Source organism: Ruegeria sp. AK4 (assembly GCF_056541025.1).
On sequence record NZ_JBQFXS010000036.1, the window covers coordinates 1 to 22,310 of the forward strand.

Here is a 22,310-nt window from a genome sequence, read left to right on the forward strand (position 1 = left end):
CCGGCGCGCTTGCCCAAAACAACGACGACGAATATGAAAACCAAACCCGCAGACTCTCGTTATGAATGAGGGAGCCTCGGGGGGCAGGTCAGAAGCCACGTCGAAAATGGCACGGCAGTTCAACTTAACTATTTTCGCGACAAACCCATAAAGCCAATCTATCTTGACACAGTTCGTTCAATACCCATGCTTTAGTTCGATTTTCAAAGTTCCGTGAACTTTTCTAAGAAGCATGAAAAGAGAAATTGCTCACCGCTGTCGAATTAGGAGAATCTCGTCCATGATTTCTCAAATAGTTGAATACATTATTGGCTTGCCTTGGGCACGGATCACTTACACAACAGCCCTTCTCGCTTTTGCTGCAGTACTCGCCAGAGAGGTTGTCGTTGTTTGGTCGCCCAAGAAAGTAACGCTGGGGAAATTCACTTACTTTGATGAGGGAACGACCGACGACGGAAGGGCTTCATCGATTGCAATGGGAATTAGGCACCATCAGAGTGTTCTAAACAAGAAGTTTGAACTCGAACACAAAAGGCTGGAGCGGCAAGAAGTCACCCACGAGGCCACTGAAACGAAGCAAGTTGCTCAACTTCCGAGGGGCGTTTTTTCTCCTGGAGGAAGCTCTAATTTATTAGAGGATCTCGATGTTTCCGTTCAAGGAGTCAACTTCTCCAAACTATTTACCGCTACAAGAAGGGCTGTTTCCCCACCGAATGAGGTTTTTGGAAGCGTAAGCCGCAGAAAAGAGAGGGTAAGCGCAACAATATCTTGGCCAAACGCACCGTCGATAGATGGAAGAGTTCACGACAATCAGCTAATGCACCTTTACAGTGAGATGTCTGATGACGAGCTTTCAGAAATGCTCGCATGCTCGATGTCTTGGGCTCACTCGGTTGGAACTGAACTAGGAGAGATACAAAACATTGACCACATTGAGTTTTGCAAATTTGTCAAAAACTGGTCACGGTTTGTTGAGATACGAGAAAAAGCGGAACTAGAAGAAAGCCTTACTGAAGGCGAAGTACTAGATTTGGTTGGTATTGCGCATTCAATGGAAAGACTAATCGAGAAAGATATTGAATACTCGGAAGTCTATTTATTGCACGCTAAATCTTTGGATATGCTGCCTTCTCCGAACAAAGAGCAACGTGCTAAAGCGATTACAAGTCTAAGAGTGTTCGAGCGGCGGGAGGAGGCAACCTCATTGGCCAAGATTCGTAAACAGCTTGAGTCCGTTAAAACGACAACGGATGTCGCCTCGGCAGTTGGGTTCATTCGCAATCGTAGAAACGGCCAGTCTTTTGTTGGTAGCGGTTGGGTTGCTGCTACAGATATCGTTGCGACTGCTACTTTTGTTGCGTTGGAAAAAAATCCCCTGGGCGATTACATTCCGAACGTTGAAGGTATCGAGTTTGTTATTGCTTCCGATGTAGGGGCAGGCGAATCCCAAACATTCGAAGCAAGTGAGGTCGTTTTTCTTTCTGACCCAATGCCGGGAATGCCGGAAGGTCTTGTGCTAATAAAGGTGCCAGGGCTCGCTAAAGCCGGAGTAAATCCAATTTTGTTTTCTGGCAACAAGCCGACGGTTGGAAGCCACGCGGCCGTTTGGGCCTTCAGTTCATCAGGCAGAAGAACGATGAGCGTGGGACAGACAGTGGCGGTAATTCCCGAAAATTCAACAATTATTCATAGCGCAAGAACATCGCCCGGAAGCGCAGGTGGCCCGATAATTGATGAATCCAACAGGGTTATTGGAGTCCATCTTGGAGGGCTCAAGAGCGGGGCTGTTGAGCAAAACTATGGGAAAACCATTTCTACGGATGAACTTCCTCTTGCCGACTAAGTCTGTTTCACACTTCGGGAAATCAACTCCACTTCGGCCTGAAGTTACTTCCATCCGCGCTTGAAATCAATCTTGTCAACCAAATCGGGAAAGTCGACCATAGGGTTCCGATTGCCCTGGACCTTGAATATTTCCGCGTTTCGGTGGAGTTCCCACCGGTCCACTTTGTCCGATTTGGCCCAGTCGATTAGCGTGGAAAGCCTACTGATTGGCATCTCCTTCTTGCTATCTGCAATATCGCCTGGATAACGCAGTAAGAAGTAAAGCGTCGCTCGTGCTACGGCGCCTTTACCATTTTTTGGCTCAAACTTTCCGTCTGCGCTCTCCCCGCAATTCTCGCGCATGGCTTCCTGGCCAAACTCAAAAAATGCGCGGTTGCCGCGGAAACTGTTACAACTCCATTCACAAGTAAATAGATGATGCATATCGGTTTTCGGCTGCTTGCGCTTTTGGAACCAGGATTGAGGGACAACATGTTCGCAGTTGAACGGGTGTGCAGCTTCAAGTTCTTCCAGAAATTCCTCGTCGACTGGACCAATGGCCTCGAATTGACGCTGGATCATAGCTTCGCGCTCGCGTTCCATCGCGACTTCATTTCGAATGACTTCGAGAGTGTCGAATACCTTATTAGAGTATATTCCGCGAAGCTCGCGCCTACTTCCTTCGCGCCGATCTATCCACGGATAAAGATGGCTAAGCCTGGCAGTTTTATAGTTCAGAGTAGTTGTGTGCGTCTTGGAGAGCAATTCCGATAATGTATCGTACAACTGTGCCCGACTCAGACCTTTCAGCTTAGGATAATAAGCCACTCTGTCCTTTTCGTCTGCCACTTCACTATAGTAGACACGACCTTCTGTAGCCTCAAAAGCTTCAAGAGCTTCCTGAAAATCATCCTCAAATGGCATAGAAGGGGAGCTTACTTTTGGTGATTGTTGCATGTCGGAGGCGCTAATGCTTGATGGCGCTGCGGCGTGTGATTGCCCAATTCCAAGTGTAATACTTAGTGGAATTGTCCAGCTCGCGGTACCATCGTCATTCATAACTGGACTGTTTCCTGACGTGTTTCTCGACGACTGAAACGTGTCCGTCGCGTTTGTTACCTTTGATTGCGCAGGTATCGGAGCTTCCGATAGAACCTCCATAATCAATTGGCGATCCATCCTAGCATTGGAAGACTCTTGCGAGAAAATTTCACGTAACTTTGTCACAATCGCACTTATCCGGATCCCTTCGTTAGCATTGCCCACTGCCGCGTGATGCAACGCCGCCAGATCCCAATTGATATTGAAAACTGGGGAACCAGACGAACCACCCATTGTATCGGTGCGGTAGTGCAAGAATGGTCCATTGATATCTGTGACCTTGTTGTCATGGACGACAACCTTCTGTGGATCGCCATTAGGATGCTGGATGACAGAGACTCTTTCTCCAATAACAGCCTTGCCGGAAGGACCAAGCAGTGGAATTCGTCCCCGATCACCAACTTTGAAGCCGGTAGAATTCGATGGTTCAACGGCGACCAGTGTAAAATCGAGAGGGCCGTCCGTTACGAATAGGACATTCGGCTGGAACCCAAATCTTATCACCGGGCCAGTTGTGCCATCTTGACGCCTGAAAAAGTCGAATTCAACTAGGGCATTAGATGCCTGTAGCTCGCTTTCCAACACATGGTTGTTTGTCATCAGAACGCGAGGTGAGACCATGAATCCTGTGCCAAGCCGGTTGCCGCCGGGCACAGGGAGAACAATGCGTCCGATTGCCAGAGATACACTAGTGCCCTCGGTTAAGTAATTGATGTCAAGCAAATTGTTAGCATCAATGATCTTCTCGAAGATTCGATTTCCGACGATCTTGTTGTGAGGATCATGTAGTAGTTCACTTGCTTCTTTGATAAGGCCAATACTCTTTGCGCGCGTTGCTAATCGATCAACATCTTCCATGATCTCCCAGTCAAAGCTTTTGCCCACTTGCATCGCTTCAAGCTGTGCGTGTCGCTTTTGACGCTCGCGCTTTCTAGAATTTATCCGGGTTTCTGCCTGCCGTATTATCTCACTTTCATCGAACATTTTTTCCTCCAATTGGCTCTCAAACCGATCACAGAATTACTCCCGCTAGTTCAAAAATGTCTTTCTAAGGTTCCTCAGTCTTCATCTACATTTCTAAATTCGGCTACCAGCGGCAGGTGATCAGAATAAAGTCTTGCAAAATCCCTAAGGTCACCACCCTCCAAAAATTCATCCATCGGCACAACTTCCACCGAACCGGTCACGTATTCTGTTGATGAAGAATCATGAATGGAAAAGCCGTCCAGCAAATTTCCACCATCTGACCCGGATATGTGAGAGAAGACGTGAACAAACCCATCGCGAGGCTCAAGTTCCTCAGACGAAATAAACCGTAGTTCGCCTTCTGGATTCATTGTCTGGAAGTTCTGTGGATCCCGCTCTGGATCCATATTGTAATCGCCAAGAATGAAAACGTCTTCTTCAATCGGCAGAAGCTCAGTCTCGATGAAACTCCAGATTGTTCTTGCTTGTTCATCGCGCTTGTCGCTACTGCTACCACCTGACTTCAGATGAACCGCGATAGCATAGAAATCGAAGTTCCCAATCTCGAAGCGCGCGGAAAGTGCCTCCCGTTTGTTGCTCGGAGAATATCCCGAGTTGGAGATCAGCCTTACGTCACTTACGACGACTTCACAGCGATGCAGGAAACCAACATTCATATTGGTCTGCGGGGACGGTTGCGAACGATAAGTATACTTGTAACACAGTCCAATCTCAGAGAGTTTCTCGACAATATCTTGCAAACGCTGGTTTGGCGCGACTTCTGAAACCGCAAGCACATCGACGTTGAGCAGCGCAACAACTTTCGCGATACGCGGAATGCGTCTTTTGGGTATGTAGCGATTTGACCCAGCCTTGTCTGCCAACAAGTTCCAAGCGCCGATCCGGATTCGTTCATCTAGACTAGATGCCGTGCTTCCAACTAGGGCTGAAGACAAAAAAATGATGCAAAAAAGTATATGTTTCAATGATTTATCCGCTAAAATTCGTTAGAAACAATTGCCCCGTTAAATTGACCAATCAAGGACAGCATACATTATTTCAAAGTAATTGTCGCAACAAATTAATTTACTTAGGTTACTGTCGATAGACCCCTCTGGATTGAACTCAAAGTAAGCCATTCTGCTCGGCTTTGGGAGCGAGAGATTTTTCCAATCCGATCCTAATCTCATCGTTAGAAATCTGCCTGATTTGCCAAGAAATAAAAAGTCTATTAGTTTAGTAAAGAACATCTTTCACTAAATACGTTGGTTTCCCCTTGAAGCTTGTATCAACAGATTCTAGAAAGGGTTTTAGTGGGCCATGACGTGGTTGTTTCTAAACAAGGCATTCTTAAACTGTTTTCTTACCACATTCCTGATGTTGGCTGCGGCACCGATAGGTGCGAACGAGAAGCCCGAAGTACTACAGATTGGAGCATTTGCCTGCTATGACCGAGATGGCAAAAAATCCGAGAACGAAAATGGCCTGCCTGACTGCGAAATAGGTCAAATCGCCAAAACTGAAGTTGTCAATTTTGCCGCCTGGGCTAAAGACCTCGACGCGCAGTGGAAAAATGACCCACTTTCTAAGTTGGTACTAAGCGTAGATGGTCAGGCTCTGACTGGGTCAACTCCCAGAATTGTTGAAGAAAACGGCAGGAATTTCTTACTGTTCGATTTGGTCGGAAACGATGAAAACCGTGGCGACTGGATCGTGGTTCTCAAACGCAACAAACTGTTTCGCGCGCAACTTATGAATTTGGGAATACACGAAATTGAATCTGTTAGAGTATTCGAAAGCACAAAAGTCAATTTTTCTCCGGCCTCAATTAAGCGAGCGGTAACGATGTTCTTTCTCTGGTTAGTGGTGGTGGTTGTCGCGTATATTTTGTTGATCAGGAAAGGCATGCTGCGCGAGTCCGGATCCGCTCGGCCTGATGGAAATCCTCTGCCTTACAGCTTGGCTCGGACTCAGATGGCGTTCTGGTTTGTGATTGTTTACACCTGTTTTATCTGGTTGTGGTTGGTGATCGGGGCTGTCGATACGCTCAACGCCAGTGTACTCGGTTTGATTGGAATCAGTGCTGGTACCGGGTTAAGCGCGGTCGCTATCGGCAGTCCGAAACAGCATCCCGAAACTCGAACTCGCGAGGAACTCGGCGTGGAACTTGATCGTCTCGAGACAAGTCTGAAAAATCTTCAAAACGACGTCAGTGAGAGCGAATTGCCAATGACTGCCGAACAGAAAGGCAACGAACAGAAACTACGTGAAGATATTGCTGAGCTCAAAATTGCGCAAGACTGGGTCGAAAAAGACGGCGATATGAGGGAACTCAAAAAGTTCTTTCGAGATATCTTCTTCGAAAAAGGGCGGGTGACTTTTTCGCGCTACCAGATCGTCGCATGGACGCTCATCCTTGGTGTCATCTTTACGTATTCGGTTTTTACAAACCTAGAAATGCCGGAATTCGACGCAACTTTGCTGGGGCTCATGGCGATCAGTGGCGGAACCTACATTGGCTTTAAATTTCCGCAGGCACCGAACGTTTAAGCCGTATCGGTCAATCCCCGTTTTTTAGTGTTACGCGCTATGAGTCCTCTGAGTAGATTTGCCTCACTGGCACGCGACGCTAAGCGCACTGTGAGAAAGAACCACACCGGCAGATATACAACCCGCGTTATATCCATATATGCGGAATACCAGAAAAATCCGCCGATACGAACTGGTTGAGCATTTCTAGCGGGTAACTTAGTCGTCAACGTTCCTGTAGAACAAATGGACGCCGAGCTCAGCGGTCAGGACGGGGCCATTAGGGTTGTTAATTAACCAGTTCGGCTTAGGTATGTATTTTGCGTAGTAGTGGGTTGCACCGTCGGTATTGTCCTCTAATTCCCCCTCAAGTGCGGCCCTAGCAATCTCCAAGCATTGAAGGAATGTATCTGTCTCGTGATTGGCCGGATTCGTAATGATCGCGCGATTTGGGTCATTTTTATTCCAGCATGAAAACTGCCAGGGCTTCAAGCAAACATCTTTTGCTGTCAGACCGTAGAATGAAATTCCCTTAGCCGCACGATTGAGGATCACGCTGGCAACGGCCTGCCGACCCTCAGCGCCTTGGTTGCGGGCTTCGCCGTAGAGTGTCATCGCCACGACTTTAGCATCATCATCATCAAACTCGTCCACGGCGCCATACCAGCGTACAGCAACTACCCTACTGAGATCGATTGTCGTTCGGGTCACGCGACCGTGCTGGCTCTGGTTGCCGCCGGTGCATTCGATCTTCTTCTTTCCAGGCATATGGCTGTCATAAAATGTGACATGACCGATCTGACGGTTGGTTTTTGTCTTACTAGTCATGACAACAGCACCTTTGGGAAAACTGTCCGCCGTGATGGGGATCGAAATATTACCCCAATTTCGCCAGTTGCGTGCGCCTTCAGCAACATTCGGAATTGTATCCTCGAGGCCGCCTTCCTTAACGCAGAAAGCGGCAAAGGCACCACACCATGCAGGCGTAACGCTGCCACCCGGCCACTCTGGATAAATGGCGCGAAAATACTCGACGGTTTTTTCGATTCCCTGAGCCGAAGTTTCGTCAAACGGTGGATTAACGTTCCAATCGTCGAATTCGTTTCGTACTGTCTGCATCCAAGGCGCCCCACCAGTCGGACGGACCAAATATTCTGAGGCGTGTTGCTTAATCTTATTGAAAGCCATCTTAAGCTTTTGATTGAGTTCGAATGCAAGCTTTTCAACGAAAGCGTCTACACTGAGTGCTTCGTTCGTAACGTCGATAAGCAGACCGCACATTTTTGATACCAGATCGAAGTCGTCTACATTGCGTTCGATTAGCGGCCTCACTGGCTGGTTTTTTTCGTCTCCATTATGCGCTTCCTCGATAGCTGCGGCAGCTTGGGGGCTCGTGAGCCACGCGCAAAATACATCCTGAAAGGACGGCATATAATCTTTGTCATCCGCATTTTCGTCAAGAACCAATTGACGCAATGCATTGGCATGCTTTTGTAAGAGATAGGCCGCACAAGGGATCTGCTGGTAGTGAGAGATGCGATCTGCAGGTGTCAGCCCGATATTCGGGTTGTCGTCCAAAAAACCCTGCCATTCGTCGGAGGTAATCTGATAGGGACCGATAGAGTCGGTGCCGGATAGGCGGGTCTCGAACTTCTCCAGCTTTGACATCAGCATGGCAACGGCCACAAGAAACTCCGCCGCGACGGTATGCCCGGAAGCATCGCCCCCTGACGCAGTTGCAAGTTGCATACGGACGCAAGTACGCACAAAGAACTGCTCATCAAAGTCGTTTAGGTTTCTGTACAGGTCCTGGGCAGAAAGTGGCTCTTCGCTTAGAAATCTACGGTCAATCCACCCTGTCGTCGCTGCTAACCTCCATTGCGGTTTGATTTCCGCATGTACGAAGTCACCTACCGTATCTCCGTTTTCAGAGACGATTGCGATGTGGCCGAACATGACAGTGGTGCTTGGGCTCGTCGCGTTGGGTTCTTCATGCACGGATGGACCAAGGCTTGTGTCACCAGCAGGGCGTTCAGTTTTATAAACGACAAACATGTTAAGTTCCCTAATTTATAGCCGTACAGTTGTTATTGGAAGCTGCACTCAGCGCTTGGAAAAAACCCTCGGTCATCTGGCCATTTAAGGCCGGGTTTAGATCGAATTTCTTTCGAAAATCGTGCACCCGCTCACGGAGGACGCTGCTGCCAAGATTGTCCAAAGTTGCACCTTGAGGAATTTCTTGGTCAGGAAAACACTTGTTCAAGTTTAAAACGATACCCTCATAGGTGTCAGCATTGTTCTTAAACTTAATGGCTTCCCAGATATTTTGGTAAGTTTCGCCTTCGCCTTTTTGACAACCAAATTCCGCCAAGGTTGCGTAATCTTTGTCTGAAAGCAATCCGTCAGATTTGGATGGGTCCGCCGTGCGCTCAGCTTCATTGTAGGCCAGGAGTTCGAAACTCTTGATGGCATTTGTGGTGTTTGCCCCAGCCGCTCCGTCGAGTCCGCGGCCTGGAGTGAAACACAAGTACCGCTGAGCGATCCGAATGTCTTCGCAGAGATAGTTTTCTGGATTGTCTGAAAAAACCTTGTCGCGACCTTTGCATGTCTGACCTGAGGGCTTTTGGAGAGGAGTTGTTGTACCAAAGCTGTCACTTGCACGTACTGGGCTCAAGCTTCTAAATTGTTCGTTGAAGTCGCTTTGCAGTGCGGCGGGGCTACCAGCACTTGGATCGCGGCTAAAAGTATTGGCGTCCAGCACAATAGTTTGCGGTGTGCAAATCAATAGGTAGTTACGGAGCGCAAATACAACACTTTCCCGCGAGGCGTTTTGCCCTGAGTGAGCATTCGCCGCGGCTCGAAACGCTTTCTGCCTCTTGTACACAATAGTTTTTATCGTGGAGCTTTCTAGCGCCGCGAGGAGGTTGGTATTTTGCGCATCATAAATATCGCGCGAAAAACTGAACGCTGCGATCAAAGCCGCAAACGCTTCAGGATCAGCTTTCCCAATCAGCAACCCCGCACCGATAAGAGCCTCGAGAGCGCTCGTACTGCGGCGATACGATAAAGCTTCGATCCTCTTACGGTCGATCCAACCGAGATACTGGTCACAACGCAAATCAATATCATTGAATCCCGCTTGCATTAGGCGAGCGTATTGAGACGAGTTTAATGGTTGTGGACAAGAAAAGGACTTCGACCCGCTTTCCTGGTTTATGCGAACCGCTCCTATTCCAGCTTGGCCGCAAAGCTCATCAAAATAGTTCAACAGTTCCCGCGTAGCTTTTGGAGTTTGTGTCTCAGAATACAAAGAATACCCTGCGCCGTCATAACGACGACTTGAGCCATCGCCTGTACAAGCAACAAGGGTAATCAGCACCAGAAAAAAGCTCGCGAATCTCAGCACGGTTGCCCCCACTTATTTTTTGTTTTCATTGGGCCTTAGTGCGTCAGGCCCCGAATAGAAGCATACCTTCTCTGTGTATAATTTTGGACATAGTAAAACGTTACGCCTTTAACATGTTGTAAATAATCAACTTACTGCAATCTGTGCTAGATTCCGCCTTGTGGATAACTATATGTGGTATCCGGCAGAAGGGTAATTTTTTCGCAGGTCAGATTGGATGAAGTTGCTTACCATCCTCATTACCCCGGAAATCTCACCACTTTACGTTCCATCTCTACAAAGGAAAACATGGCTTTTAAGTCGGAATAGAAAGTTGGCCAAAAGGCACTGGTTATACAATTCTTCTGCTTTTGAGAAGGATGCATGTTTTAACTGGCAATTAGCGGCAAAGATGCTTCAATGATCCCCGATGATTTCCTTCGAATAGATCAACTGCATACCTCCGCTCAAAGCTCCCGCACAACTAAATTGAACGGCAAAAAATCCAGCTCGAAAGCAGGCTAAGATTCGGGAGCGTTGCGAGATTCGAGCATTGCGCCGTCTACGTGAAGTCCAGCTCTCCAGCATTTTTTGAATACTCGTAAGATTAGAGTATTACCGCACTAAATTAACCAAAAGTCGCCTCTTTTAGTAACGGCGACCTGAACTGTGCACGTCCAGGTCGCCCTGCTCCGAAATGGAGCATCGGTGGCTACTCTCGAGCAAGTAAGCGCTCTTCAAGCCATTCCATCACTTCGCTTTCAACCCATCCCACCCGGTTCGAGCCCAGCCGTACCCGCTTGGGGAATTTGCCTGCTTTCTCCAGTCTGGAGATGTGTTGTGGCGAATATAAAACCAGCTCTTTTAGCGCCTTCTTCGATAGTATCCTCATCACGATAACTCCTTTGATAAGGAGCATCGCGATGCCCCGGTTGCGGTTGCCCGGTTCCAGGTGCATCAAGAATAGCTATAGATTGTCGATCTGACGAGGTTCTTGTATGCTCCTTAAGAACCTGAAATGGCCCGAATGTGGGTCATCGTTCTGCGCTCGAACCTCCAAATAGATGTGTGCCTGGGGGTATCGTTTGGGGAATCAGGAAAAACCACACGGCATTTTATGGTTTGATATCAATATAGTACTTGTAAAAATTGAGTCCTCTCCTGGCACCAAATTCCCAAAACAAAAAAGCCCCCAGCGCCCCAGACTTGGCTTCTGCGCTAATCCGCAGCCGACACCTATTCCCCGTACGATTCTGCCTCCCGCTTACGACACGGATTGCTCCGACACAATCTCGCCGAACCGGGTGAAGAACTTACCCGAGAGTTTCTTGGCCGTGCCCGCGATCAGGCGGCTGCCCAGTTGGGCGATTTTGCCGCCGATATCGACCTTGGCGGTGTAGGCGAGAACGGTTTCGGCCCCGTCTTCGGTCAGCGTGACCTCGGCGCCGCCCTTGGCAAAACCGGCAGCGCCGCCCTTGCCTTCGCCCATCAAGGAAAACCCACCCGGCGCGTTGGACGTATCCAGCGTCACCTCGCCAGCAAATTTGGCTTTGACCGGTCCGATTTTCAGGACAACCTTGGCTTCCAGCTCTTCGGGTGAGGTCTGGGTCAGTTCTTCACAGCCCGGAATGCACTCGCGCAGCACATCCGGGTTGTTCAAGGCCTGATAGACCACGTCGCGCGGTGCGGCGATGCGGATTTCGTCATTTAGTTCCATTCAGGTTTTTCCTTTGTCAGCAACATCTTGGAAATACACGAAGCGCGGTCTCGGTCGCGTCCTCGGGTGTTTGTTCGGGGCGTCGGGACCAGAAGGCCGCCAACCGCTTACGCCAGCTTTTCATCATGGGACACCTCCGCGGACTTGTCACTGTTTCGCCACATCACGATCTCGGCCAGAATGGACACTGCGATTTCGTGCGGGTCTATGGCGCGGATATCCAGCCCGGCCGGGGATTTGAGCCGCGCAACCCGAAGCGGATCCATGCCTTTGGCGATCAGTTTTGCCATCAGTGTATCGGCCTTGCGGCGGCTGGCAACCATCGACACCCGCGCCGCATTGGTCTGCAGCGCGGCTTCCAGGGCCGCTGCATCGCCCTGCCCTTGCGAGGCGACCACAACGAAATCCCGCGCCTCGATCCCCAGATCGGCGATCTGATCCGGCGCGACCCGCGTATGCCTGCCGCCGCCGCTTTCGGTCACGCAGACGCGAAACCCGGCCAGCGCCGCATGATCCGCAAGGGCGGTTGCGATCGGCGACTCGCCGAATATCACCAGACGCGGGGCCTGCTGGTAAGGTTCCACCAGAAGATCGACGGTTCCCCCCGAAGGGCAGCCGCTTTTGAAGGTCTGAACGCCGTCCGGGTCGGTCATGTTCACCACCTTTTCCGAAGGTTTGACCCGGATCAGTTGCGGCATGCCGCTGGCCAAAGCCTCCTGCGCCGAGGTCCGGACCGCCCGTTGCACGCAAGCCCCGCCCAAGTGGCCGAGGATCTGCCCGTCCCGCGTCACCGCCGCCTTACCGCCCGCCTTGGCCGAGGTCGCATCCGCCGTGCGCAGAACGGTTGCGACGCAAAAGGCGTCTCCGGTCCGCCGCAGCTGATCTATGGTGTCGAAAATGTCGAAACTGGCCATGTCAGCCTCCTTTCACAGCTTGCGGAACTGCGGCTCAAGCGCCGCCAGCGCGTCCAGCGTGTTGGCGGGCAGATGTGCGTCCAGATAGGGTTCAGCGGCCTGTATCGCTGCTGCGATCGGCTGGTAGTTCTGCCAGCCTTTCAAGGGATTCAGCCAGACAATGCGCCGCGCCTTGCGCCGGATGCGGGCCAGAACATCGCCCAGCCCGTCCGGGTCGGAACTGCAATAGCCATCCGACAGGATCAGAACGATGGTGCGGCCATTCAGGGCGCGCGCGCCGTAGCCGTTCAGAAAGCGCTCCAGACTGCCCGAGATGTCGGTTCCGCCGCCGAACCCCTCGGCCATCAGAGACAGCCGCCCGGCAGCGCGGATCGAGTCATGATCGCGCAGCGCATCCGTCACCCGCATCAGGCGGGTATGAAACAGATAGGCATCCGCCTGTGCCCCGCTGCCGATCAGCCCCTTGAGAAAGGACAGGAACACCCGGGAATATACCGTCATCGACCCGCTGACATCACATAAGGCCACGATCCGCATCGGGCGCGGCGGGCGGGCACGGCGGAACAGGTCCATCGGCTCACCCCCACGGGCGAGGCTGGCGCGCTGAATGCGCCGCATGTCCAATGCCGGTCCTTTAAGCGACTGCTTTCGCCGGCGGGACCGGCGGTCGCGGATCGCGCGGGCCAAAGCCAAAGCCACCGTTTCCGCCTGTTTCAGGGTCTGTTCATCCATCACATCCCGCAGGTCCCGGCGCGACAGGTTGGCCGTTCGGGTCGCTATCAGCTTCCCGTCCATCCCTTCGGCCTCCCCGTCGCCCGGATCAGGAGTGGTGGCTGCCTGATCTGTATCCCCTTGCGTGTTTTCCCCGTCCTGATCCGACCCTTGCCAGATCATCGGCTTGGCGGATTGCACGCGGACAAAAGACGTCTGCGCCATCCCCGTGCGCTGCTTGCCCGCATTGAACCAATAGGCATCGAACAGCTCGTCAAACCGGCGCCAATCCTCGGCGTCTCCGGCCAACAGCGCGCACAAGGCCTGCCGCGCCTGATCCGCATCGGTCGCGTCCACGGCGGTCAGGGCCGCAAGCGCATCCCCGGTTTCCCGCGGACCCACGCGCAAGCCGTTCATGCGCAGATGCGCAATGAACCCGGACATCCGGTCAGCAAACCCCGCAGCCCGGGAGGGAAAGCGCGTCACCTGCATCACGCAACCTTTCCGATCAGGCGGTCCATCACCTCGGGCGGGGCGGCATCATAATCGGCGGCGGTCTTCAATAGGCAGACCAGCGTCGCCTGCACTTCGTCCCGCGATTTCGCCAGATCATTGACCCCCAGCCCCGACAGGGCGGCGGCCCAGTCCAGCATTTCGGCAATCCCCGGCGTTTTCTCAAGGTCCTCCCTGCGCAGCGCCTGTACGACACTGACGATCTGCCGCGCCAAAAGCGCCTCGACTTCGGGCATCCGGGCCCGCAGGATCGACATCTCGGTCTCTTTCGACGGGTAATCCAGAAAACTGTACAAACACCGCCGCCGCAACGCGTCCGACAGGTCCCGCGTCCCGTTGGCGGTCAGGATCACGATGGGCCGCGCTTTGGCCTCGACCGTCCCAAGTTCGGGGATGGTGATCTGAAAGTCCGACAGGATTTCCAGCAGATAGGCTTCGAACTCCTCATCGGCGCGATCAATCTCATCAATCAGCAAAATCGGAGGGCTGTCCTGCGAGATAGCCTCTAACAAAGGGCGTTTCAGCAGATAGTCGTCGGAAAACAACTGTGCCTCAGCAACCCCGCCCTGCGCCTCGCTGGCCCGAATGGCCAGCAACTGCCGCTGATAGTTCCACTCATAGATCGCATGGCTGGCATCCAGCCCTTCGTAACATTGCAACCGGATCAGTCGCGTCTCACGCCACGCCGCCATCGCCTTGGCCACTTCGGTTTTGCCAACCCCGGCAGGGCCTTCCAGCAGCAACGGCCGCCCCAAAGCCTGCGCCAGATACAGCGCCATCGCCAACCGATCATCGGCAACATAGCCCTGCGCGGCCAACCCGTTCTGCACGTCACTCAAACTCAAAACCAGGATCCAATCTTCATCTGTCCAAAAATATCCCGGGGGTCCAAGGGGGCAGAGCCCCCTTGCCTTGTCGGACCGGCAAAGCCGGTCCGAACCCATTCACCCATGCATCCCCAACCCATTGGCGATCTTCCAGATCCGCCAGTGATCATGCGGCATATGGCTCTGCACCAGGCCAAAAGGCCGGAACGCATCATGCACCGCGTTCGAGAAACAGGGCACGCCCCCAACATTCGGACTCTCACCCACGCCCTTCGCCCCAATCGGATGGTGCGGGGACGGCGTCACCGTGTAATCGGTGATGTAGTTCGGCGTCTCCCAGGCGGTCGGCAGGAAGAAATCCATCAGCGTGCCGGTCTTGACGTTGCCGATCTCGTCATAGGCGATCTCCTGACCCATCGCGATGGCCAGCGCCTCGGTCACGCCGCCATGAACCTGCCCGTCAATGATCATCGGGTTGATCCGCGTGCCGCAATCGTCCAGCGCATAGAACTTGCGCACGTCCCATTCGCCGGTATCCACGTCGATCTCCATGACACAGATATAGGCCCCGAACGGATAGGTCATGTTCGGCGGATCATAATAGCTGACCGCCTCCAGGCCCGGCTCCAACCCTGGGATCGCCTGATTATAGGCGGCGAAAGCGATTTCCTTCATGGTCTTGAACCGCTCGGGCGCGCCTTTGACGGCGAAGCGGTCTACATCCCATTCCACATCGTTGTCATGAACCTCCAGCAGATAGGCTGCGATCATCTGCGCCTTGGCGCGGATTTTGCGCGCGGCCATGGCGGTCGCGGCACCGGCAACCGGCGTTGACCGGGACCCATAGGTCCCCAGCCCGTAGGGCGCCGTATCGGTGTCGCCTTCCTCCAGCGTGATATCGTCGGCGGGCAGGCCGATCTCGCTGGCGATGATCTGGGCAAAGGTCGTGGCATGGCCCTGCCCCTGAGAGATCGTGCCCAGCCGCGCGATGGCGGACCCGGTCGGGTGGATGCGAATCTCGCAGCTGTCGAACATGCCCAGCCCAAGGATATCGCAGTTCTTCACCGGCCCGGCCCCGACGATTTCGGTGAAATGCGTCAGGCCGATGCCGATCAGCTTGCGGGTCTTGCCAGCCTTGAACTCCTCGACCCGCTGCGCCTGTTCGGCCCGCAGACCTTCGTAATCGACAGCCTTCAGCGCCTTGTCCCATGCCGTGTGATAATCGCCCGAGTCATATTCCCAGCCCAGCGCCGACTGATACGGGAACTGATCGGCGCTGATGAAGTTAATCCGCCGCAGCTCGGCCGCGTCCATGTTCAGCTTGATCGCCAACACCTCGATCATCCGTTCGATGAAATACGCCGCCTCGGTCACGCGGAAGGAGCAGCGATACGCCACCCCGCCCGGCGCCTTGTTGGTATAGACCCCATCAACAGCCAGATAAGCGGTCGGGATATCGTAGGACCCGGTGCAGATATTCATGAACCCCGCCGGGAACTTGGTCGGGTCGGCACAGGCGTCAAAGCCGCCATGGTCCGCCGTGGTATGACACCAGAGCCCGGTGATCTTGCCATCCTTGGTCGCGGCGATCTTGCCCTGCATCCAGTAGTCACGGGCAAAGGCGGTGGACATCAGGTTCTCCATCCGGTCCTCGACCCATTTCACCGGCTTGCCGGTGACGATCGAGGCCACGACCGAGCAGACATAGCCTGCATAGGCCCCGACCTTGTTGCCGAACCCGCCGCCGATATCGGGGCTGATCACGCGGATATTGTGTTCGGCCAGACCCGAGATCAGCGAGACAACCGTGCGGATCGCATGCGGGGCTTGGAACGTCCCATAAAGCGTCAGCTTGCCGGTCACCTTGTCCATGCTGGCCACACAGCCGCAGGTTTCCAGCGGACAGGGATGCGTGCGGTGGTAATAGACCATCTCCTCGGCGACCACATCGGCCTCGGCCAGCACCGCCTCGGTCGCGTCCTTGTCGCCCTGTTCCCAGGTGAAGATGTGGTTGTGATGTTTGCGCGGCCCATGCGCACCTTCGGTCTGACCCTCAAGGTCTTCGCGCAGGACCACCTCGGATTTCAGCGCCTCGAAGGGGTCGGTCAGGACGGGCAGTTCTTCGTACTCGACCTCGACCAGTTCCACCGCATCCGCCGCGATATATCGGTCCTCGGCGACGACATAGGCGACCTCCTGCCCCTGGAACAACACCTTGCCGTCGGCCAGTACCATCTGCTTGTCACCGGCCAGCGTCGGCATCCAGTGCAGACCCAGCGGCGACAGGTCCTCGGCGGTCAGCACGGCGATCACACCGGGCAGCGCCAGAGCGGCCTCTTTGTTCACGCTGACAACGCGGGCATGAGCGTAGGGAGAGCGCACGAAATCGCCGAACAACATCCCGTCCAGCTTGATGTCATCGACATAATTGCCCTTGCCCTGGGTAAAGCGCACGTCCTCGACGCGCTTGCGGGCGCAGCCCATGCCTTTGAGGTTGGCGGCGCGTTCTTCGGGGGTCAGAGTCTGATCGTTCATTCTGCCGCCTCCTTCTGTGCATTGAGCAGGTCAGCCGAGGCCGAGATCGCCTTGACGATGTTCTGATAGCCGGTGCAGCGGCACAGGTTCCCGGCCATGCCAAAGCGGATGTCTTCCTCGGTCGGGTTGGGGTTTTCCTGCAGCAGCCGATGCGCGCGGGTGATCATGCCCGGCGTGCAGAAACCGCATTGCAGCCCGTGATGTTCGCGGAACATTTCCTGCAACACCCCGAGGCTGCCATCGTCGTTGGTCAGGCCTTCGACAGTGGTGATATCGGCCCCGTTCACCTGCGCCACAAAGGTCGTGCAGGATTTTACGGATTTGCCATCGATATCCACGGTGCAGGCCCCGCAATGGCTGGTTTCGCAACCGATATGAGGACCGGTGATTTTCAGGTCTTCCCGCAGGAAGTGGATCAGCAACGTGCGCGGCTCGGCCAGACCTTCGACCTGTTTGCCGTTCACGGTGAGTTTGACGTGCATTTTCGACATTGATTCCCCTCCTCAACCCGCGCGGCTTTGCGCGCGATCGATGGCGCGGCGCAGCATCACGGCGGCCACGTGTTTCTTGAACTCGACGGGGCCGCGATTGTCGGCCACCGGGTCGATCGCATCGAGCATCGCGGCGACGCAGCCATCGACATCCCCACCCGCCAACGCCGTGCTGGCCGTTTCGGACCAAACCGGTGTATCGGCCAGATTGGTCATCGCGACCGAGGCCGCACCATTGCCGACCATCACCGCCGCGGCGGCGGTGGCATAATCGCCGATCTTGCGCTTCTGTTTCTCGTAAGCCTGACCGACCCCCGCACCGGGAAAAGGGATCGAAATCCGGGTCAGGATTTCCTCATCCTCGCGGGCTGTGAAATACGCCGCCTCGTAGAAGTCACGCGCGGCCACGCTGCGCGATCCGTCCGGACCGGACAGCTCAAAGGTCGCGTTCAGGCATTGCATCAGCCCCGGCATGTCATTGCCCGGATCGCCATTGGCGACATTGCCGCCGACGGTGCCCATATAACGCACCTGCGGGTCGGCGATCTGCAAAGCGGCCTCGCGGATCAAAGGAATGGCTGCGGCCAGTCCGTCATGGGTGATGAGCTCGTGCTGGGTCACCATCGCGCCCAGCGAAACGGCATCCGCGCCGATCCCGATGCCCTTCAACTCGTCAATTGCCTGAAGATCGACCAGATGGCCCATCTCGGCCATGCGCAGCTTCATCATCGGGATCAGGCTATGCCCGCCCGCGATCACCCGCGCCTCGTCTCCGTGTTCCTGCAAGATGCCGATGGCCGAGGCGATATCGCCTGGCCGGTGATACTCAAAACCGGCTGGTATCATGTGTTTCCTCCCTGGGTCCGGGCGATGTGCCTTGGGGGACCTGAGGCAAGGAAAGGGCGCGGGGGTCAGCCGTTCCAGTCAAGGGAAACAGGGCGCGCAGCTTGTTTCACGAAATGCGAATGGGCTGCACGAGTTGCGATCAGAGGCCCAGCGCCTCGCGAACATCGATCAGGCGCGACCGGCTGACCGGGACTTTGGACAAGGCATCGACACCATCGAAGTAACAGGTGCCGTTGTCCTTGTGACGCTCGAACCCCGAGACATGTTTGGGATTGACCAGATAGCTGCGATGGGCACGCAAAAACCCGTCGGGTTTCAGGCGGGTTTCGGCCTCGGTAATCGACCACGGGCAGAACAATTTCTCGGCCCCCATGTACAGCACGGTGTAATGCCCCTCGGCACGGATTGCGGCGATGCGGGCGGGTTCGGCGAAAAAGGTCTGGCCCTCGCGCTCAAAGGGAACGCCCGCGCGCAGTTGTGCCGGTGGGGTGGGTTCCGGAATATCGGGCTGCGCCGTGTCCTTGGGGTCAATGAAAGTGATCCCTGTCAACAGAAACGCGCCGCAGATCAGAAAGACCGCGACGGTGACACCCATCGCCAGCACCCGGTTGTTCAGCGCCGGCCCGGCCCCTCCGGCAGTGTCGGTGGCGACAAAATCGGTCAGGCCGGTCGCCACGAAATGCATGGTGAACACGGCCAGGCCAAAACACGCGGTGCCCAGCAGGATATTGCGCTGGGTGCGGTTGTCATAGGCCACCCAGATCGCCAGCACCGACAACACGACCGAAGCCAGCGTCGAGAGTCCCACATCCCAAAGGGTGTAGACCGGGCGGCAGAGCTCCATCCCGGCCATGCCGACATAATGCATCACCACGATGCCAAGGCCCACGATCACCCCTGCACCGACGATGGTCTGCATGGTGCGGGGGCGGAAATGCAAAAGCAGCAGGGCCAGCCCCACCATCAGGATCGCCACCAGGGCCGAGATCAGGGTGATCAGCGCATCGTAATAAAACAGGATCGGCAGTTGCAGGCCCAGCATCGCCACGAAATGCATCGACCAGATGCCACCGCCCAGAATGACCGCCGCCAGCGCGACCACAAGCTTGCGGCGCTGGTCGTCCAGCCGGGACGCGCCATGGGTCAGGTAAAGGCCCGTAAACCCCGCCATCAGCGCCACGGCCAGCGACGCCGCCACAAGCCAGGCGTTATGAGAATAATCCAGCATTCAGGTTTGCACGCCCTCCCCGACGCGAGGCAGACCCTAGCAAACCGAATGGGGTGCGACAATCGCCTGTAGGGCCCGGGGGGATCAGGCCTGTTTCTCGGCCTGCTCGTCAACCGGTTGCGCGTCCAGCTCGATCACGTCCGGGTCGTCCCCGCTGTCCGCCGTGTCATCGTCTTCGGACTGATCCTCAAGCGCGCCGACGATCAGGGGCAGCATATGCACACCGGTGGCTGTGGCGATTTCCGGCGTCTGCGGGGTTTGCCAGCTGAGCGTATCGAAGCTGCCGCAATTGGGGCAAACCGGGGCCCATTCGGCCTGAATGTCATGGCAATTGTCACAGACCCATTGCGGACCGCGCGGCGCGTTCAGCGCCTTGGCCAGCCAGCCCTGCACCACCGCGTCCGAGGACCCTTCGCCCCGCTCGATGGCCGCCATCAGAGTGTAAGCGCGGGCATCGCCCTGTTCTTCGACCACATCACCCAATGCGCGGCGCGCTTCGGGGAAGTCTTCGGCGACGATATTCAGTTCGGCCAAGATCAGGCGGGTTTCCATGTTCTTGGGGTGAATGCGGGTCAGCGCAGTGAACCGTTTGATCCGGGCAACCGGGGTTTCGTCCGGCACTATCTCGGCAAAGGCATGGGCCAGATCGGGATGGGGCTGAACCTCCCACGCTTTTTTCAGGATCTTAGTCGCGGCGCGGGGTTTGCCCTTTTTGATATAGGCCCGTGCCGCCAGCGCGGCAGCGGGGACCAGATCGGGGGACAGGCGGTTGGCCTCGATCGCGTGTTCCTGCTGCTCGACCGTGGCGTCTTCGTCCAGAATGCCCTTCGCTTCGGACAGCGCCAGAACCGCGTCGCGGCGCTTGAACACGTCGCGCGGCAGGTGCCCGGCTTTCAGCTTCGATGTCAGCGTCGACCGCGCCCCGGCCCAGTCCTGCGTCTTGGTTTGCAGGCTCAACAGAACGTCCTGCGTTTCCTCGTGCCGCGGTTTCAGCGCCAGAGCCTTTTCCGCCAGCTTGCGCGCGGTTTCATCATCGCCTTCGGCCAGCTTCTGTTTCATGATGCCGCGCACACCGACGAAGCGGGTGGCGTTGTTCGTCACCAGTTTCTTGTAGGTCTCGGACGCTTTTCTGGTGTCGCCGGTCAGTTCCGCCGCCTGCGCCACCAGCAGATTGGTCAGTTCCGGCTTGTTCAGCAGTCTTTCGGCCTTGTGAGCCTTGGACATGGCCACGCGCCCCTCGCCCGAGGCCAGCGCCATGATCCCGTCCGCCAGCGCCTGATAGCCGCGTTTCTCGCGGCTGCGGTCGAAGTAACGCGACAGGGCGGTTTCATCGCCGTTGAGGAATTTCAGCGTCGCCACCAGCAGGCTAAGCAGCTTGAAGAACAGCCAGACCGCAAAGACAAGCACGCCCAGCGCGATCACCGATTGCAACGGGCCAAGCGTGTATTCGGTGCCCGCCACGGTGATCTGCACACCGCCGCTGGTCTGCATCAGGAACTGCGCGCCCAGGGCCAGCAGGCCGATAATCGCTACAAAAACAAGGATCTTAAACAATGACCACAGCATGGCAGGTCCTTCAGTTCGAGTTCAGGCTTGACGCAAGCGTCGTTGCGGCATCAACGGCAGCGATCCGGGTCTGGGCCGCCTGCATCCAGTCGGCCAATGCCGTCTGGGCTGCCTCGGGCAGAGATTGCAGATCGGTCAGTGCCTTGGACAGGTCGCCCTCGGATAGCGCCGCTTGCGCCCGTGACAGAACCGCATCGGGGCCGTCCCCATCCTGCGGTGTCACTGAACGCGCGCCGGTCTGGCGCTGCAGGAAGGCCACCAGCCCGGTGCCCTTGTCGGCATCCCGCGCATCGGCCAGCGCGCTGCGCGCTGCCGGATCAAAAGACGCCCGCAGCGAGGTCAGGGTTTCGACGCCTTTTTCCGAAGGCCCCGATAGCGCATCCGGCACATCCACACCGCCCGATTTCAACTCGGCCACCAGATCAGCATAGGGCTGACCCGCATCCAACTGGCCCTGCAGGCGCGACAGGGTAGCCGCATTGGTGGCAGCCTTGGACTCGGCCGCGGCTTTCGCCTCGAGCGCCTGCGCGTCCGAGACCATCTTTTCCACCTCGGCCCGCTGCGCCGTCAGGGATTCGCGCAATTTCTCCAGTTCCGCCTCAAAAGCGGCGGTGACTTCGGGTGAGACATTGGCCTCAATCGGCGCTTTCTCCAGCGCAGCGATCCGGTCCGACAAAGGCGTCACCTGCCCGGTCAGAGCCTCGACGCTGGTTTTCACCCCGGCCAGATCGCTTTCCACGGGGCTCAGTTTGTCCGACAGCGCCGTGATCTGATCCGACAGCCCCGAGGTATCGCCGCTATCCGCCACTGTCTGGGTCAGCTTGGCGATCTGGTCCGATTGATCCGCCAGCTTGCTTTCAAGCGCGGCAATCGCCGGATCGGGACCGGCGTCGTTGGACGGAAGCAAATCGCCGCGCCCGGCAAAAAACCCGATTGCCGCGGCGACGATGCCGCCAATCAGGGCCGGAATGAACCCGCCGCGTTTTTCGACGGTGCGTTCGATGATTTTCTCTTCCACCGGCGCGGGTTTCTGTTCTGCGGACTCGTCAGGCTGCTCAGCCAGTATTTCGGCTTCGGCTTCGGCTTCGGCTTCGGCTTCGGCTTCGGCTTCGGCTTCGGCTTCGGCTTCGGCTTCGGCTTCGGCTTCGGCTTCGGCT

The 22,310-nt window shown here is 55.6% G+C and carries 17 protein-coding genes; 2 read left to right on the forward strand and 15 right to left on the reverse strand.

Annotated features, from left to right (window positions below):
* Positions 1 to 280 precede the first annotated feature (280 nt).
* The gene (locus ACR0EZ_RS24815) at positions 281 to 1,843 is read left to right on the forward strand and encodes a trypsin-like serine peptidase (RefSeq protein ID WP_480617476.1); all 1,563 of its coding nucleotides are present in this window, start codon (positions 281 to 283) and stop codon (positions 1,841 to 1,843) included.
* Between the two features lie 44 nt (positions 1,844 to 1,887).
* Here the strand turns inward: ACR0EZ_RS24815 and ACR0EZ_RS24820 are convergent, their stop codons facing one another.
* Entirely contained in the window at positions 1,888 to 3,909 is a 2,022-nt protein-coding gene (locus ACR0EZ_RS24820) for an endonuclease (RefSeq protein WP_480617477.1), read from the reverse strand.
* Positions 3,910 to 3,983: 74 nt separating this feature from the next.
* A complete protein-coding gene (locus tag ACR0EZ_RS24825) occupies positions 3,984 to 4,877 on the reverse strand; it encodes an endonuclease/exonuclease/phosphatase family protein (protein ID WP_480617478.1) in 894 nt (297 codons plus the stop codon).
* Positions 4,878 to 5,211: 334 nt separating this feature from the next.
* On the opposite strand from ACR0EZ_RS24825, the gene ACR0EZ_RS24830 reads away from it, so the two are divergent.
* Positions 5,212 to 6,441, forward strand: coding sequence for a hypothetical protein (locus ACR0EZ_RS24830; RefSeq protein WP_480617479.1), 1,230 nt, complete (start codon positions 5,212 to 5,214; stop codon positions 6,439 to 6,441).
* A gap of 198 nt (positions 6,442 to 6,639) precedes the next feature.
* Here the strand turns inward: ACR0EZ_RS24830 and ACR0EZ_RS24835 are convergent, their stop codons facing one another.
* The 13 genes from ACR0EZ_RS24835 to ACR0EZ_RS24895 form a co-directional block, all read right to left on the reverse strand.
* Positions 6,640 to 8,475, reverse strand: coding sequence for a cell wall hydrolase (locus ACR0EZ_RS24835; protein ID WP_480617480.1), 1,836 nt, complete (start codon positions 8,473 to 8,475; stop codon positions 6,640 to 6,642).
* A gap of 10 nt (positions 8,476 to 8,485) precedes the next feature.
* Positions 8,486 to 9,826 (reverse strand): hypothetical protein, encoded by a 1,341-nt coding sequence (locus ACR0EZ_RS24840; protein ID WP_480617481.1) that lies wholly within the window; start codon positions 9,824 to 9,826, stop codon positions 8,486 to 8,488.
* A 691-nt stretch (positions 9,827 to 10,517) separates the two neighbouring features.
* Positions 10,518 to 10,763, reverse strand: coding sequence for a helix-turn-helix transcriptional regulator (locus tag ACR0EZ_RS24845; protein ID WP_480617482.1), 246 nt, complete (start codon positions 10,761 to 10,763; stop codon positions 10,518 to 10,520).
* Between the two features lie 306 nt (positions 10,764 to 11,069).
* Positions 11,070 to 11,522: an SRPBCC family protein gene (locus tag ACR0EZ_RS24850; RefSeq protein ID WP_480617483.1), complete on the reverse strand. Its 453-nt coding sequence runs from the start codon at positions 11,520 to 11,522 to the stop codon at positions 11,070 to 11,072.
* Between the two features lie 107 nt (positions 11,523 to 11,629).
* Positions 11,630 to 12,436, reverse strand: coding sequence for an XdhC family protein (locus ACR0EZ_RS24855; RefSeq protein ID WP_480617485.1), 807 nt, complete (start codon positions 12,434 to 12,436; stop codon positions 11,630 to 11,632).
* A 12-nt stretch (positions 12,437 to 12,448) separates the two neighbouring features.
* Positions 12,449 to 13,591, reverse strand: a complete 1,143-nt coding sequence (locus tag ACR0EZ_RS24860; protein WP_480617486.1) for a vWA domain-containing protein — start codon at positions 13,589 to 13,591, stop codon at positions 12,449 to 12,451.
* 47 nt (positions 13,592 to 13,638) lie between these two features.
* The gene (locus tag ACR0EZ_RS24865; RefSeq protein ID WP_480617487.1) at positions 13,639 to 14,505 is read right to left on the reverse strand and encodes an AAA family ATPase; all 867 of its coding nucleotides are present in this window, start codon (positions 14,503 to 14,505) and stop codon (positions 13,639 to 13,641) included.
* A 99-nt stretch (positions 14,506 to 14,604) separates the two neighbouring features.
* Positions 14,605 to 17,022, reverse strand: a complete 2,418-nt coding sequence (locus ACR0EZ_RS24870; protein ID WP_480617488.1) for an aerobic carbon-monoxide dehydrogenase large subunit — start codon at positions 17,020 to 17,022, stop codon at positions 14,605 to 14,607.
* Entirely contained in the window at positions 17,019 to 17,513 is a 495-nt protein-coding gene (locus ACR0EZ_RS24875; RefSeq protein WP_480617489.1) for a (2Fe-2S)-binding protein, read from the reverse strand. The genes ACR0EZ_RS24870 and ACR0EZ_RS24875 overlap by 4 nt, the downstream gene beginning before the upstream one ends.
* Positions 17,514 to 17,525: 12 nt before the next feature.
* The gene (locus ACR0EZ_RS24880; RefSeq protein ID WP_480617490.1) at positions 17,526 to 18,359 is read right to left on the reverse strand and encodes an FAD binding domain-containing protein; all 834 of its coding nucleotides are present in this window, start codon (positions 18,357 to 18,359) and stop codon (positions 17,526 to 17,528) included.
* A 139-nt stretch (positions 18,360 to 18,498) separates the two neighbouring features.
* Entirely contained in the window at positions 18,499 to 19,587 is a 1,089-nt protein-coding gene (locus ACR0EZ_RS24885) for an MHYT domain-containing protein (RefSeq protein ID WP_480617492.1), read from the reverse strand.
* Between the two features lie 84 nt (positions 19,588 to 19,671).
* Positions 19,672 to 21,153, reverse strand: coding sequence for a heme biosynthesis HemY N-terminal domain-containing protein (locus tag ACR0EZ_RS24890; protein WP_480617493.1), 1,482 nt, complete (start codon positions 21,151 to 21,153; stop codon positions 19,672 to 19,674).
* Positions 21,154 to 21,163: 10 nt separating this feature from the next.
* Positions 21,164 to 22,310, reverse strand: a 1,147-nt coding sequence (locus ACR0EZ_RS24895) for a COG4223 family protein (protein WP_480617494.1), incomplete at its 5' end; no start/stop codon positions are given.

Excerpts from the sequence above, each read along its gene's own strand:
- ACR0EZ_RS24815 (WP_480617476.1), top strand. The coding sequence starts at position 281 with ATGATTTCTCAAATAGTTGAATACATTATTGGCTTGCCTTGGGCACGG.
- ACR0EZ_RS24820 (WP_480617477.1), bottom strand. The coding sequence starts at position 3,909 with ATGTTCGATGAAAGTGAGATAATACGGCAGGCAGAAACCCGGATAAAT.
- ACR0EZ_RS24830 (WP_480617479.1), top strand. The coding sequence starts at position 5,212 with ATGACGTGGTTGTTTCTAAACAAGGCATTCTTAAACTGTTTTCTTACC.
- ACR0EZ_RS24835 (WP_480617480.1), bottom strand. The coding sequence starts at position 8,475 with ATGTTTGTCGTTTATAAAACTGAACGCCCTGCTGGTGACACAAGCCTT.
- ACR0EZ_RS24845 (WP_480617482.1), bottom strand. The coding sequence starts at position 10,763 with ATGCACCTGGAACCGGGCAACCGCAACCGGGGCATCGCGATGCTCCTT.
- ACR0EZ_RS24850 (WP_480617483.1), bottom strand. The coding sequence starts at position 11,522 with ATGGAACTAAATGACGAAATCCGCATCGCCGCACCGCGCGACGTGGTC.
- ACR0EZ_RS24855 (WP_480617485.1), bottom strand. The coding sequence starts at position 12,436 with ATGGCCAGTTTCGACATTTTCGACACCATAGATCAGCTGCGGCGGACC.
- ACR0EZ_RS24860 (WP_480617486.1), bottom strand. The coding sequence starts at position 13,591 with ATGTCCGGGTTCATTGCGCATCTGCGCATGAACGGCTTGCGCGTGGGT.
- ACR0EZ_RS24870 (WP_480617488.1), bottom strand. The coding sequence starts at position 17,022 with ATGAACGATCAGACTCTGACCCCCGAAGAACGCGCCGCCAACCTCAAA.
- ACR0EZ_RS24875 (WP_480617489.1), bottom strand. The coding sequence starts at position 17,513 with ATGTCGAAAATGCACGTCAAACTCACCGTGAACGGCAAACAGGTCGAA.
- ACR0EZ_RS24880 (WP_480617490.1), bottom strand. The coding sequence starts at position 18,359 with ATGATACCAGCCGGTTTTGAGTATCACCGGCCAGGCGATATCGCCTCG.
- ACR0EZ_RS24885 (WP_480617492.1), bottom strand. The coding sequence starts at position 19,587 with ATGCTGGATTATTCTCATAACGCCTGGCTTGTGGCGGCGTCGCTGGCC.
- ACR0EZ_RS24890 (WP_480617493.1), bottom strand. The coding sequence starts at position 21,153 with ATGCTGTGGTCATTGTTTAAGATCCTTGTTTTTGTAGCGATTATCGGC.